General features: G+C 65.7%; 12 protein-coding genes. 2 read left to right on the forward strand and 10 right to left on the reverse strand.

Annotation, left to right across the window (positions count from 1 at the left end; genetic code table 11):
• Positions 1-15: 15 nt before the first annotated feature.
• The 3 genes from LH19_RS19500 to LH19_RS19510 are packed head-to-tail and all read right to left on the reverse strand — an operon-like array spanning position 16 to position 1,605.
• On the reverse strand, positions 16-423 hold the full coding sequence (locus tag LH19_RS19500) for a DUF6491 family protein (RefSeq protein WP_234715973.1): 408 nt from the start codon (positions 421-423) through the stop codon (positions 16-18).
• 44 nt (positions 424-467) lie between these two features.
• Positions 468-1,010, reverse strand: coding sequence for a GNAT family N-acetyltransferase (locus LH19_RS19505; RefSeq protein WP_054731466.1), 543 nt, complete (start codon positions 1,008-1,010; stop codon positions 468-470).
• Positions 1,003-1,605 carry a thymidine kinase gene (locus LH19_RS19510; protein WP_054731467.1) on the reverse strand — a complete coding sequence of 201 codons (603 nt, stop codon included), beginning with the start codon at positions 1,603-1,605 and terminating at the stop codon, positions 1,003-1,005. Before LH19_RS19510 ends, LH19_RS19505 begins: the two co-directional genes overlap by 8 nt.
• Before the next feature lie 123 nt (positions 1,606-1,728).
• Here LH19_RS19510 and LH19_RS19515 point away from each other — a divergent pair, with 123 nt between their 5' ends.
• Positions 1,729-3,156, forward strand: a complete 1,428-nt coding sequence (locus LH19_RS19515; protein ID WP_054731468.1) for a WS/DGAT/MGAT family O-acyltransferase — start codon at positions 1,729-1,731, stop codon at positions 3,154-3,156.
• A gap of 12 nt (positions 3,157-3,168) precedes the next feature.
• On the opposite strand, the gene LH19_RS19520 is transcribed toward LH19_RS19515, so the two are convergent.
• The 6 genes from LH19_RS19520 to rimP are packed head-to-tail and all read right to left on the reverse strand — an operon-like array spanning position 3,169 to position 9,881.
• Positions 3,169-3,924: a hypothetical protein gene (locus tag LH19_RS19520; protein WP_145923528.1), complete on the reverse strand. Its 756-nt coding sequence runs from the start codon at positions 3,922-3,924 to the stop codon at positions 3,169-3,171.
• Entirely contained in the window at positions 3,921-4,322 is a 402-nt protein-coding gene (gene rbfA, locus LH19_RS19525) for a 30S ribosome-binding factor RbfA (protein ID WP_054731470.1), read from the reverse strand. Before rbfA ends, LH19_RS19520 begins: the two co-directional genes overlap by 4 nt.
• 52 nt (positions 4,323-4,374) lie before the next feature.
• Positions 4,375-6,918: a translation initiation factor IF-2 gene (gene infB / locus LH19_RS19530; RefSeq protein ID WP_054731471.1), complete on the reverse strand. Its 2,544-nt coding sequence runs from the start codon at positions 6,916-6,918 to the stop codon at positions 4,375-4,377.
• Positions 6,919-6,935: 17 nt separating this feature from the next.
• Positions 6,936-7,706: a DUF448 domain-containing protein gene (locus LH19_RS19535; RefSeq protein WP_082395923.1), complete on the reverse strand. Its 771-nt coding sequence runs from the start codon at positions 7,704-7,706 to the stop codon at positions 6,936-6,938.
• On the reverse strand, positions 7,687-9,336 hold the full coding sequence (nusA, locus tag LH19_RS19540; RefSeq protein WP_054731472.1) for a transcription termination factor NusA: 1,650 nt from the start codon (positions 9,334-9,336) through the stop codon (positions 7,687-7,689). The genes LH19_RS19535 and nusA overlap by 20 nt, the downstream gene beginning before the upstream one ends.
• A complete protein-coding gene (rimP, locus tag LH19_RS19545) occupies positions 9,336-9,881 on the reverse strand; it encodes a ribosome maturation protein RimP (RefSeq protein WP_054589192.1) in 546 nt (181 codons plus the stop codon). Before rimP ends, nusA begins: the two co-directional genes overlap by 1 nt.
• 300 nt (positions 9,882-10,181) lie before the next feature.
• Between rimP and LH19_RS19550 the strand changes: the two genes are divergently transcribed.
• The gene (locus LH19_RS19550; RefSeq protein ID WP_054731473.1) at positions 10,182-11,672 is read left to right on the forward strand and encodes a CpaF family protein; all 1,491 of its coding nucleotides are present in this window, start codon (positions 10,182-10,184) and stop codon (positions 11,670-11,672) included.
• 4 nt (positions 11,673-11,676) lie between these two features.
• On the opposite strand, the gene LH19_RS19555 is transcribed toward LH19_RS19550, so the two are convergent.
• Entirely contained in the window at positions 11,677-12,663 is a 987-nt protein-coding gene (locus LH19_RS19555) for an isopenicillin N synthase family dioxygenase (RefSeq protein WP_054731474.1), read from the reverse strand.
• Between the last annotated feature and the right edge of the window lie 6 nt (positions 12,664-12,669).

A 12,669-nucleotide genomic window follows, 5' to 3' on the forward strand; every position in this document is an offset into this window, starting at 1 on the left:
GTCAATTTGGGCTTGTCAATTTTTGGCGGCCTTTTCGGCCTCGCGCGCCGCCTTTTGTTCTTCCTTCGTCGGCGGGGGCGCTGAGGTGACGAAGCTGGTCAGCATACAACGCTGGCCGCGCACGATCAGCGTCCCGAACTTGTCGAGCCGCGAGACGCCGCGCGTATCGACGCCGATCGCTTCGGCGAAGTCGAGATTGCGGCAGGTCCCGGCGAAGGTGCCGTAAAACCATTCGCCGCTGCGACCCTCGATCCAGATGCCGCGTTCGCGGTCGGCGCGCCAGTTGCGGATCGTGCTGTCGCTCGGGAAGGTGATGCTCGATTCGACGCCGAGCGCACGCGGCGCCTCAGCGGGCTCGGTGGCCGCCGCCGCAGAAAGGGGAAGCAGCATGGCGGCCAGGGAGAGTGCGAGTTTCTGTTTCATGGACGGCGGATAGCACAGCGAGTCTGAACCGGTGCTGACCCCTGCTACGAACGCGCGCGCCATTCCGCCGCCAACAACGACCACAGCCCGGTATCGCGGACATATCCGGTCCAGGTGATGCGTTCGGACCGCAGCACGCCTTCCTTCGTGCAACCGAGCTTGGCGACCGCCGCCTGGCTACGTTTGTTGCGCTCGTCGATGCGGAATTCGATGCGGCGGATGCCGGCGCCGAACGCATGGTCGAGCATCAGCCGCTTGACCCGCCCGTTGAAACCGGTGCCGCGCGCATCGGGATGGATATAGCTGTTGCCGATCTCGACCGTCTCCGCCGACCAGTCGGGGCGCAGATAGGCGGTCATTCCAACCAGCCGGTCGCCGTCGACGATCGCATAGGGCATGCGGGCATCGTGTCCGATCAGCGCGGTAAAGCTGGCATCGAAATGGTCGGGACCGAAACTCGACGAATAGATCGGCCAGATATCGGCGTCGGCGGCGCAGACGGCGCGCAGCGCCTCGCGATGCGTTTCCGCCAGCTTGACGAGGCGGAGGTCGCCATCCGCGAGTTCGACATAGAGACGGTCACGCATCGGCCAGCACCTTTGCTGCTTCGCGGCGCTTGGCCATGAAATGGCGCCGGCACATCGCGACATAACGATCGTTGCCGCCGATCTCGGTCTGCGCCCCTTCGACCACGGCGCGGCCATTTTCATCGACGCGCAGGTTCATCGTCGCCTTGCGTCCGCACTCGCACACCGCCTTCAATTCGACGAGCGCATCGGCGATGCCGAGCAGCGCCGCCGAGCCGGGAAACAGTGCCGCCGAAAAATCGGTGCGCAGGCCGTAGCAGAGCACCGGGATATTCGCCTCGTCGGCGAGCCGGGCGAGCTGGAAGACTTGTTCGCGCGACAGGAATTGCGCCTCGTCGACGAGGATGCAGGCCAGCGGGCGTTGCCGGTTTTCCGCATTCGCCGCTTCCCACAGGTCGCTGTCGGGGTCGAATTTATGCGCCTCGGCCATCAGCCCGATCCGGCTTGTCACCTGTCCGGCGCCGTAACGGTCGTCGAGCGCCGCGGTCCACAGCATCGTTTCCATGCCGCGCTCGCGATAATTGAAATCCGCCTGCAGCAGCGTCGTCGATTTGCCGGCGTTCATGCTGGCATAGTAGAAATAGAGCTTGGCCATGGGTGGGAGATACCGCGCCATTCCCTCTCCGTCACCCCGATCTGTGAGCGCAGCTTGACTCGCCCACCGCCGCTGTCATGCTGCATCCAAAGAGTGCAGCATATTCAGTGGGGAGAGCTGCGAATGCGCCTGATGCCGGTCAGCGATGCGATGTTCCTGGTGGGCGAGAGCCGCGAGATGCCGATGCATATCGGCGGCATCAATCTCTACACCTTGCCCGAAGGGGTCGACGAGACCGAGTGGCTCAACGAACAGCTCGCGCTGCTCCGGCAATCCGAAGGGCTGCGGCGCCCGTTCAGCGAGGTGCTGAAGCTCACCCCGCTCGGCCAATATGGCCCGATCCGCCTCGAACCCGACCGCGACATCGACATGCATTACCATGTCCGTGCCTCGGCGCTGCCCAAGCCGGGGCGCTATCGCGAGATGTTCGAACTCGCCTCGCGGCTCCATTCGGGACTGCTCGACCGCACCCGGCCCTTGTGGGAGATCACCCTGATCTCGGGCTTGCCCAATCGCCAGATCGCGACCTTCAAGAAGGTCCATCATGCGCTGATGGACGGCGCGGCGAGCATCCATTTCTACAATTCGATGTTGTCGGCGGACCCGAAGGAGCGGCGCGCCGCGTCGCCGCTGTCGGTCGAGGCCTATGAAGCGTATAAACGCCAGTTCCCGGCACCGAAGAAACCGCCGCGCCCCAACCTGATGGACATCAAGGCGATCGGCGATTTCCTGAAGGAGCAATGGGGCAACAGCGTTGGCGTGACCAAGGCGATGAACCAATATCTCGCCGCGATGTTCGGCCTTGGCGGCGACGGGCTGGTCACGCCCTTCGCCGGGGTACCGCGTACCAGCTTCAACCGCAACATTACCGGCGCGCGGCGCTTCGTCGCGCAAAGCTGGTCGCTGGAGCGCGTGCGTGCGGTCGGCAAGGCCTATGACGGAACGATCAACGACGCGGTGCTCGGCATGTGCGCGGGCGCGATGCGCAAATATCTGCAATCGCTGAACGAGCTACCAGACAAGCCGCTGAAAGCCATGGCGCCGGTGTCGATCCGGCCGAAGGACGATATCGATTCGGGCAATTCGGTCGCGTCGGTGACCGCCAATCTCGCGACGCATATCGACGATCCGGCGACACGCATGGCGATGATCCAGGAATCGATGAACTCCGCCAAGGCGCAGCTCCGCGCGATGACCGCGGGGCAGATCCAGCTCTATACGGCGATCACGAGCTTCCCGATGATGCTGACCGCACTGACACGCACCGCCGACAAATTCCCGGCGTACAGCGTAACGATTTCGAACGTTCCCGGCCCGCGCGAGCAGATGTACTGGAACGGCGCGCGGCTCGACGGCATGTATCCCGCGAGCATCCCCGTCGACGGCATGGCGATGAACATCACGCAGGTGTCGAATTTCAAGAATATCGACTTCGGCATCACCGCCTGCCGGCGGAGCGTGCCGCATGCGCAGCGGATGATCGATTATCTGGAGGAAGCGCTGGTCGAACTGGAGCAGGCAGCGGGGATTAAAATGCCGAAGGCGAAATAGACGCCCGCAGCGTCAGAATGCCGAATAGGGACCGTCGGTCGGGAAATCCCATTTGCCCTCGTCTGCGAGCAGACGGATCGAGTCTGCGACAACTGCGCCGGTGTCGACATCCGAGATCATCAGGAACGGTTTCCATTGCTTGTCGGCAGGAATCGGGACCGACATGTCGCCATAGAAAACGCACATGTCGGGGCGCGTCGCATAGACCCAAGCGAGCCGCCGCCCATCGCGCGACCATCTGACGCCGCTGCCGGAAGCCTCCATTTTGTCGACGGGAAGGCACGGCGAAACGCGGTGCGCTTGCGCAAGCCCGGCATCCAGATGACGCCGATGCTCCACGATTCCGGACGGCGTCACCTGAAACACACGCGGCTGCTCCAGGCCCGACCCGATCCAATGATTGATCAGGAACCAGTCGCGCCGCGGCGACCATCGCAGCACGAACGGCATGCTGTCATTGAGAGCAGGGATCGAACCGATGATTCGCCCGTGCGCATCCTCGATCCGAACGTCGTAGATTTCCTGTTCGCCGCCGGTGGGCGGCGTCTGAACGACCTTCCAGCGTCCGTCGGGCGACGTCGCCGATCGCGGACATATCACCATGAACTGCACGCTGCCGTCAGGATTGGCGCCGCTATTGTTGCAATCGGCATCGAGCGCGCCCCGCGCCACATGCCATTCTTGCTCGCCGCCGGACAGCGACACGCCGAGAGCCACCGCGATCGCGATCAGGGTCGCACTGACCACCGCGATCCAGCGGCCCATCATTCCGGATCCCCGCCCCCCAGATCGCGCAGCACCTTCGGATCGCGTAGCAGCTGATCGATATGGCTCGCCTCGTCGAAGCTTTCGTCGGCGAGGAATTTGAGCTTCGCGGCATATTTCATGCGGATGCGATGCGCGACCTCGCGCTGCAGATAGGCGGTGTTGGTGCGCAGCGCCTTGAGCACCGCCGCCTCATCCTTGCCGAGCAGCGGTTTCACAAACACCGTTGCGTGGCGGAGGTCAGGCGACATGCGCACCTCGGTCACGCTGACCGGATGCGTCGCCAGCACATCGTCGTGCACGTCGCCGCGCGCGAGGATTTCGCTCAGCACATGACGCACCTGCTCGCCCACGCGCAGCACGCGCACCGACGGGCCCTGGGGTTGTTCCTTATGCCGCATCTATCGATTCCTTCCGCGTCCCCGCACCGGCGGGGAACGCGGGGGTTTTCAATTACAGCGTCCGTTCGCGCAGCTCGACCTCGAAGACTTCGAGGTGGTCGCCCGGCTTGATGTCGTTGGTATCGGCCAGCACGACACCGCATTCCAGACCGGCGCGCACTTCGGCGACGTCGTCCTTGAAACGGCGCAGCGACGCGATCGTCGTCGCCGAGACGATGACGTCGTCGCGGGTGAGACGCGCGTGGAGGCCCTTGCGGATCGACCCTTCGAGCACGAGCAGGCCGGCGGCCTTGTCGCGCTTGCCGGCCGGGAAGACTTCCTTGACCTCGGCGCGGCCGACGACGTTTTCGATGCGTTCCGGACCGAGCTCGCCCGCCATCTCCTTCGCCACGTCGGCGGTCAGGTGATAGATGACGTCATAGTACATGAAGCGCACTTTTTCGCGCGCCGCGATTTCGCGCGCCTTGGCGTTCGGACGGACGTTGAAGCCGATGATCGGCGCACCGGTCGACGCCGCGCGCGTCACATCGCTTTCGGTGATCGCACCGGCACCCGACAGGAGCACGCGGACGCGGATCTCGTCGGTCGACAGCTTGTTGAGCGCATTGACGATCGCCTCGACGCTGCCCTGCACATCGCCTTTGACGATGACCGGATATTCGATGACGTTCGCCTTGTCGGCGAGCGCCGAGAACATGCCTTCGAGGCTGACCGGCGCCTGTTCGGTGCGCTTGCGGGTCGCCTGTTCCTGACGATAGGCGGCGACCTCGCGGGCACGCGCCTCATTTTCGACGACGGTCAGCGTGTCGCCGGCCATCGGCACCCCGCCGAGACCGAGCACTTCGACCGGCATCGACGGCGTCGCCTGCTTGATCTGCTTGCCATGGTCGTCGACGAGCGCGCGGACGCGGCCGCTTTCGGCGCCGCAGACGAAGATGTCGCCGACCTTCAGCGTCCCGCGACGGACGAGAATCGTCGCGACGGGGCCGCGGCCCTTGTCGAGCTTTGCCTCGATCACCGTGCCTTCGGCGGCGCGGTCGGGGTTCGCCTTCAGCTCCATGATCTCGGCCTGCAGCGCGATCGCGTCGAGCAGCTTGTCGAGGCCGGTCTTCTTGAGCGCCGAGACTTCGACATTCTGGACGTCGCCGCCCATTTCCTCGACCACCAGCTCGTGCTCGAGCAGGCGTTCGCGGACGCGCTGCGGGTTGGCGCCGTCCTTGTCGACCTTGTTGATTGCGACGATGATCGGCACCCCGGCCGCCTTCGCATGGTGGATCGCCTCGATCGACTGCGGCTTCAGCCCGTCGTCGGCCGCGACCACCAGGATGACGATGTCGGTGACATTGGCACCGCGCTGGCGCATGTCGGAGAAGGCTTCGTGGCCCGGCGTGTCGAGGAAGGTGATGACGCTGCCGTCATTCGCTTTCACCTGATAGGCGCCGATATGCTGGGTGATGCCGCCGGCCTCGCCCGCCTGCACATTCGCGCCGCGCAGCGCGTCGAGCAGGCTGGTCTTGCCGTGGTCGACATGGCCCATGATCGTGACCACCGGGGCGCGCGGCTTGAGCTGCGCGGCATCGTCGACATCCTCGTCGTGGCGAATGTCGATATCGGCTTCGCTGACGCGCTTGATCTCGTGCCCGAACTCGGTGACGAGCAGTTCGGCGGTGTCCTGATCGATCGCCTGATTGATCGTGACCGGGCTGCCCATCTTGAACAGCGCCTTGACCAGATCGCTGCCCTTTTCGGCCATGCGGTTGGCGAGTTCCTGTACCGTGATCGATTCGGGAACGACGACTTCGCGGACCTGCTTCTCGCGCGGACCCGACGAGGTCATGTGCGAGCGCTTTTCCTTTTCGCGGGCGCGTTTCAGCGCCGCGAGGCTGCGCGCGCGGGCGCCCTCGTCCTCGTTGAGCGCGCGCGTGACGGTCAGCTTGCCCGACTGGCGGCGATTGTCGGTGCCGCGGTTCGCCTTCGGCTCGGGGCGCTTGGGTTCGGGGCGCTTGGGCGCCTCGACGGGCGTGAAGCGGCGCGGCGCAGGAGCGGCGCTGGTGGTCGCAGGACGCGGCGCAGCCTCGGCCTGCGGCTCGGCGGCTGCGGCGGGGGCTTCGGGTACGGCCGGTTCGGCAGCAGCCGGCGCCGGAGCGGGTTCGTCCGCCTTGGCGGCCGCCTGTTCGACACGCGCTTCGGCCCGCGCCTTTTCTTCCTCGGCAGCGCGCGCGCGCGCCGCTTCGTCGCGGCGGCGATTTTCCTCGAGCGCCGCCATGCGGGCCTCTTCGGCTTCGCGGAGCAACTGCGCCTGGCGTTCCTGACGCGACATCAGGCTGTCGGACTCGGTCGCGCGCGGCGCCGCAGGCTTGGGCGCCGGGGCGGGTGCCGGGGCGGGCGCGGGCGCCGGAGCGGCCTGAACCTCTTCGACCTCGGGCGCCGGAGCGGCTTCGCCCGGACGACCGAGCACGCGGCGGCGCTTCACCTCGACCACCACCGTGTTGCGGCGTCCGTGGCTGAACTGCTGCTGCACCTGCCCGGCCTCGACCGTCCGCTTCAGCCCCAGAGGCTTGCGGGTAAGGGTCGGTTTGTCCTGTTCGTCACTCATCGAAAACCATCATTCCTTCAAAACGCGTCCGAAGCGGCGGTGCCAGCAGGCGCCGTCCCTGTTTTTTCCTCGCCGGCGGGCGGCGGGGCAAGCGGATCGGAATCGCGGTTGGCCGCGTCCCTACTCCATCCTGTGAAAAACTGCCAGCGGCTCAAATGCGCCAGCACCCGGTCCGCCGCGCGGGCGTCCGTAATCGCCAGATGCACCGCATTCTCGCGGCCCAATGCCATAGATAGGGTGTGCCGGTCCACCGGCAAGACCTGGCCCTCGCGGCCCGAGCCCTCGTCATCCTCGCCGACGCGCCACGCCTGCGCCAGTTTCTTGCGACCATCCTCGCCCGCGTCGCTGGCGTGGAGCAACAGCCGGACCTGTCCGCGCCGCGCCGCCTGCTCGATCTTTTCGTTGCCGCTGATCAGCGTTCCCGAGCGGGATTCAAGCCCCAGCCGGTCGAGCGTCGCGCGCCGAAGCTGTGCCTCGATCCGCTCGCCCAGATCGTCGGGGATGGTGAACTGACCCTCGTGCAGCGCACGCGCTAGCCCGCCTTTCAGCTTGCCCTTCGCCTGCGCGGTTTCGAGGTCGGCGCGCGACACGCCGATCCACGCGCCGCGTCCCGGCGCCTTGCCATGCACGTCGGGCGCGACGCTGCCGTCGGGGCCGAGCGCCAGACGCACGAGCTGCTCCGCCGGCGAAACCTCGCCGGTGAGGACGCAGCGCCGCTCGGGCACATGCTGGCCGCGCCCCTTTGCGCGGTCGGTTTCGGTCAGCTGATCATTGCGCGGGGTCCGCATCGGCGGCCTCCCCGTTTTGCGGCTCCGCCGCGGGCCCGGCTTGCGCTGCTTCGGCTGCAGGTTCGTCTTCGAACCAGTGCGCACGCGCCGCCATGATGATCTCGTTGCCCTGCTCTTCGCTGAGGCCATATTCGCCGAGCACGCCGCCCTTGTCCTCGGCGCGTTCGCCGCGCGGCGGGCCGCGACGGTTGTCGGTGCGCTTCTTGGCGATCAGTTCGTCGGTCGCGAGGTCGGCGAGGTCGTCGAGCGTCTTGATCCCCGCCTTGCCGAGCACGACGAGCATGGCTTCGGTCAGGTGCGGAATATCGGCCAGATCGTCCTCGACCCCGAGCCCGCGGCGTTCCTGACGCGAGGCTTCCTCGCGGCGTTCGAGCGCTTCGGTCGCGCGGCTCTGCAGCTCCTGCGCCAGTTCGTCGTCAAAGCCTTCGATGCTCGCGAGTTCGTCGATACCGACATAGGCGACTTCCTCGAGTTCGCCGAAGCCTTCGGCGACGAGCAGCTGCGCGAGCGTTTCGTCGACGTCGAGTTCTTCCTGGAACATCGTCGAGCGTTCGACGAATTCGCGCTGGCGCTTCTCGCTCGCGTCGGCTTCGGTCATGATGTCGATCTGGCTGCCGGTGAGCTGGCTGGCGAGACGGACATTCTGGCCGCGGCGACCGATGGCGAGGCTGAGCTGGTCGTCGGGAACGACGACTTCGATGCGGCTGTCGTCCTCGTCGATGACGACGCGCTGGACCGTTGCGGGCTGGAGCGCGTTGACGACGAAGGTCGCCGTGTCTTCCGACCAGGGAATGATGTCGATCTTTTCGCCCTGCATTTCCTGGACGACCGCCTGCACGCGGCTGCCCTTCATGCCGACGCAGGCGCCGACGGGATCGATGCTGCCGTCATAGCTGATGACGCCGATCTTGGCGCGCGAACCCGGGTCGCGGGCGGCCGCCTTGATCTCGATGATGCCGTCGTAGATTTCGGGCACTTCCTGCGCGAACAGCTTCTTCATGAAGTCGGGGTGCGCGCGGCTGAGGAAAATCTGCGGGCCGCGGGTTTCGCTGCGCACCGACAGGATCAAAGCGCGGACGCGGTCGCCGACGCGCATCAGTTCGCGCGGGATCTGCTGGTCGCGGCGGATGACGCCCTCGGCGCGGCCGAGGTTGACGACGATGTGGCCGAATTCGACCGACTTGACGACGCCGGTGATGATCTCGCCCGCGCGGTCCTTGAATTCCTGATACTGGCGCTCGCGGTCGGCTTCGCGGACCTTCTGGAAGATCACCTGCTTCGCCGACTGGGCGTCGATGCGGCCAAGGTCGACCGCGGGCAGCGGATCGACGATGAAGTCGCCGATCTTGGCGTCCTTCTGCAGCTTCTGGCCCGACGCGAGGTCGACCTGCTTGAAATAATCCTCGACCTGTTCGACGACCTCGACGACCCGCCACAGACGGAGGTCGCCGGTCTGGGCGTCGAGCTTGGCGCGGATGTCGTTTTCGGCGCCGTAGCGGGCGCGCGCGGCGCGCTGGATTGCTTCCTCGATCGCCTCGATGACGATCGTCTTGTCGATCATCTTCTCGCTGGCGACCGAATTGGCAATCGCGAGGAGTTCGGCCTTGTTGGCGGAAATGGCAGTGGCCATCAGTCCTGTCCTTCTTCTTCCATTTCGTCGGCGCCCTCGATCGAGAGCGGGACGGTTGCGGCAATCAGTTTGTCGGTGAGGACGAGCTTTGCCGTGTCGATCGCGTCAAACGGCAAGCTGTGCTCCACCTCTTCCTTGTCCAAAATCCTGACGGTATCGCCGTCGATGCCGACGAGCTCGCCGTTGAAACGCTGACGCCCGTTCAGCTTTTCCTTGAGCGCGATCTTTGCCTCATGCCCCGCCCAGTCGGCGAAATCGGCGCGGCGCGTCAGCGGCCGGTCGATGCCGGGCGACGAGACCTCCAGCCGGTACGCCTGGTCGATCGGGTCCTTGCCCGCTTCCTCGAGCGCGTCGAGCCGGTCCGAGATGCGGCGCGACAGGTCGGCGCAATCGTCGATCGTCAGCTGGCGCGTGTCGGGCCGTTCGGCCATCACCTGCAGCGTCGGGTCGCTCTCGCCGCCGAAAAAGGCGACGCGCACCAGCGCGAGGCCCATCGCCTCGGCTTCGGGCGCGATGATCGCATTGAGGACGCCGATATCGACCAATGAAAATTCCCAAAACCATGAACCGGAAGCCATGCAGGAACGGCCGCCGCGGCCCGCGGCCCCGACGTCCCAACTGGCTAACCATGTCAAGAAGTACGCCGCATATAGGCCGATGCGCCGGAGTCGGCAAGGGGGAATGGGAGGATCGCCGTCCGGCCGCAAAGCCCTTGTGCCCGTGCGGGCGCTTCGACGTTCCGCATTAGGAGAATGTCAAAGTTTCCGGATTATTCACCCTGTCGGATTGGGGGTCCGCGTACAAATGTCGCGGTTTCCCGTATAAATAGAGGCAGGACCCACGCGATGAGTGCATTCGGACGTCGACCCGGAACCGCAGGCCGCCCCGCTTTTGGCGTGGCGAAGCCGATGCAGGGCGGTGGCGGAGCAGCCGGCGGCAGCCAGTTTCCGGCGATCGAGCCGGCCGCGATGCCCGAGTCGCCGTCGGGTCCGCTGTCGCCCGAAATGGAGGCGATGGAACGGCTGAACCAGCGTTCGACCGCCGAAATGGCCGAACCCGAAAAGGCCCAGGGGTTCGAGGCTAGCGTCCACAAGATCAAGGAACAGGTGCTGCCGCGCCTGCTCGAACGCGTCGATCCCGAAGCCGCGGCGACGCTGAGCAAGGACGAGCTGACCGAGGAATTCCGCCCGATCATCCTCGAAGTGCTTGCCGAACTGCGCATCACGCTCAATCGCCGCGAACAGTTCGCGCTCGAAAAGGTGCTCGTCGACGAACTGCTCGGCTTCGGCCCGCTCGAGGAATTGCTCGCCGATCCCGACATCAGCGACATCATGGTCAACGGCCCGTACCAGACCTATATCGAACGCAAGGGCCAGCTCGTCATCGCGCCGATCCAGTTCCGCGACGAACAGCATCTGTTCCAGATCGCACAGCGCATCTGTAACATGGTCGGCCGCCGCGTCGACCAGACGACGCCGCTTGCCGACGCCCGTCTCAAGGACGGTTCTCGTGTGAACGTGATCGTGCCACCGCTCTCCTTGCGCGGCACCGCGATCTCGATTCGTAAATTCTCGGCCAAGCCGATCACGCTCGACATGCTCTGCCAGTGGGGCGCGATGAGCCAGAAGATGTGCACCGCGCTGAAGATCGCGGGCGCGAGCCGTTTCAACATCGTCATCTCGGGCGGTACCGGTTCGGGCAAGACGACGATGCTCAACGCCCTCTCCAAGATGATCGACCCCGGCGAGCGCGTCCTGACGATCGAGGATGCCGCCGAACTTCGCCTGCAGCAGCCGCACTGGCTGCCGCTGGAAACGCGCCCCGCGAACCTCGAGGGCAATGGCGCGATCCACATGGGCGACCTCGTCAAGAACGCGCTGCGTATGCGTCCCGACCGCATCATCATGGGCGAAGTCCGTGGCTCGGAGTGTTTCGACCTCCTCGCCGCGATGAACACGGGTCACGACGGGTCGATGTGTACGCTGCACAGCAACAGCCCGCGCGAATGCCTCGGCCGTATGGAGAATATGGTGCTGATGGGCGACATCAAGATTCCGAAGGAAGCGATCTCGAAGCAGATCGCCGATTCGGTCGACATGATCGTCCAGATCAAGCGTCTGCGCGACGGGTCGCGCCGCGTCACCAACGTCACCGAGGTGATCGGCATGGAAGGCGACGTCATCGTCACCCAGGAACTGTTCAAGTTCGAATATCTCGACGAGGACAAGGACGGCAAGATCGTCGGCGAATATCGCGCGATGGGCCTGCGCCCCTATACGCTCGAAAAGGCGCGCCAGTACGGTTTCGACCAGCCCTATCTCGAGGCGTGCCTCTAAGGGCTCAGTCGCGAAACGCTTTGCCGGCGAGGTCGGGAAAGACCTTGCCGACCTTGCCGAGCAGATAATCGCCATAGGTGCCGCTGGCCGCATGGACGTCGACATCGTCCCAGCGCGGCAGGCTGCGCGCCGTAGCCGCGATCGGCAGCGGATCGACCGGCGCGGCAAAATCGGGATCATAGAATAAAGGCCAGGACAGCCGGTCGCGTCCCGATGCGTTGATCACGCGGTGCGGCGCCGAGCGGAAGCGGCCGCGCGTCAGCCGTTCGAACATGTCGCCGATATTGACGACCAGCATCCGTCCTTGCGGCGGCACGGCAATCCAGTCGCCGTTCGCGGCGCGCACTTCCAGCCCGCCATGGCCGTCCTGCCCGAGCAGCGTGAGCAAGCCGTAATCGCTATGCTCGCCAACCCCGAACCGGCCGGGCGCGCCGTCCGGAGGATAGTGGAAGATACGAAAAAGCAGGGTGGGCCGCCGCGTCATGCCCGCCGCGAAATGCTCCGCGGGCAGGCCGAGCGCGAGCGCCATGCCGCGCATCAGCGCCTCGGCGGCAGCGACCGCCGCGTCCAGATAGTCGCCCACCGCTTGCCGCAGTTCGGGGACCGCGCGCGGCCAGAGGTTGGCGCCGTGCAGCGGCCAGCCGGCAACCACCCGCGGGTCGTCGGCGGCCAGATCCTCGCCGAGATAAAGCCCCTCCTTGCGGTCGGGGAGGCCCGAGGTCAGCTCGCCGCCGAGCGGGAACCAGCCGCGCCATGCGATGCCGCCATGCGCCATCGCGATTTCGGCCTTCTCTTTGTCGGACAACGCAAAGAAACGATGGCTCGCCGTTTCGAGCCGCGCGACGAGGCTGTCGGCGATGCCATGTCCATCGGCGTAGAAGAAACCGAATTCGGCGCTCGCCGCGCCGATCGCCGCGGCCGTGCGCTCCACCATCTCCGCATCGTCCATCGCGCGCAGCGGCGCGATATCGATGACGGGAAGCGTCGTCACCGGCGC

It is taken from the genome of Sphingopyxis macrogoltabida (genome assembly GCF_001314325.1).
GTDB classification, from domain to species: Bacteria; Pseudomonadota; Alphaproteobacteria; order Sphingomonadales; family Sphingomonadaceae; genus Sphingopyxis; species Sphingopyxis macrogoltabida.

Coding starts and splice junctions, on each gene's coding strand:
- LH19_RS19535 (WP_082395923.1), bottom strand. CDS start 7,706: ATGCGGACCCCGCGCAATGATCAGCTGACCGAAACCGACCGCGCAAAG.
- LH19_RS19500 (WP_234715973.1), bottom strand. CDS start 423: ATGAAACAGAAACTCGCACTCTCCCTGGCCGCCATGCTGCTTCCCCTT.
- LH19_RS19550 (WP_054731473.1), top strand. CDS start 10,182: ATGAGTGCATTCGGACGTCGACCCGGAACCGCAGGCCGCCCCGCTTTT.
- rbfA (WP_054731470.1), bottom strand. CDS start 4,322: ATGCGGCATAAGGAACAACCCCAGGGCCCGTCGGTGCGCGTGCTGCGC.
- LH19_RS19515 (WP_054731468.1), top strand. CDS start 1,729: ATGCGCCTGATGCCGGTCAGCGATGCGATGTTCCTGGTGGGCGAGAGC.
- nusA (WP_054731472.1), bottom strand. CDS start 9,336: ATGGCCACTGCCATTTCCGCCAACAAGGCCGAACTCCTCGCGATTGCC.
- LH19_RS19510 (WP_054731467.1), bottom strand. CDS start 1,605: ATGGCCAAGCTCTATTTCTACTATGCCAGCATGAACGCCGGCAAATCG.
- LH19_RS19505 (WP_054731466.1), bottom strand. CDS start 1,010: ATGCGTGACCGTCTCTATGTCGAACTCGCGGATGGCGACCTCCGCCTC.
- infB (WP_054731471.1), bottom strand. CDS start 6,918: ATGAGTGACGAACAGGACAAACCGACCCTTACCCGCAAGCCTCTGGGG.
- LH19_RS19520 (WP_145923528.1), bottom strand. CDS start 3,924: ATGATGGGCCGCTGGATCGCGGTGGTCAGTGCGACCCTGATCGCGATC.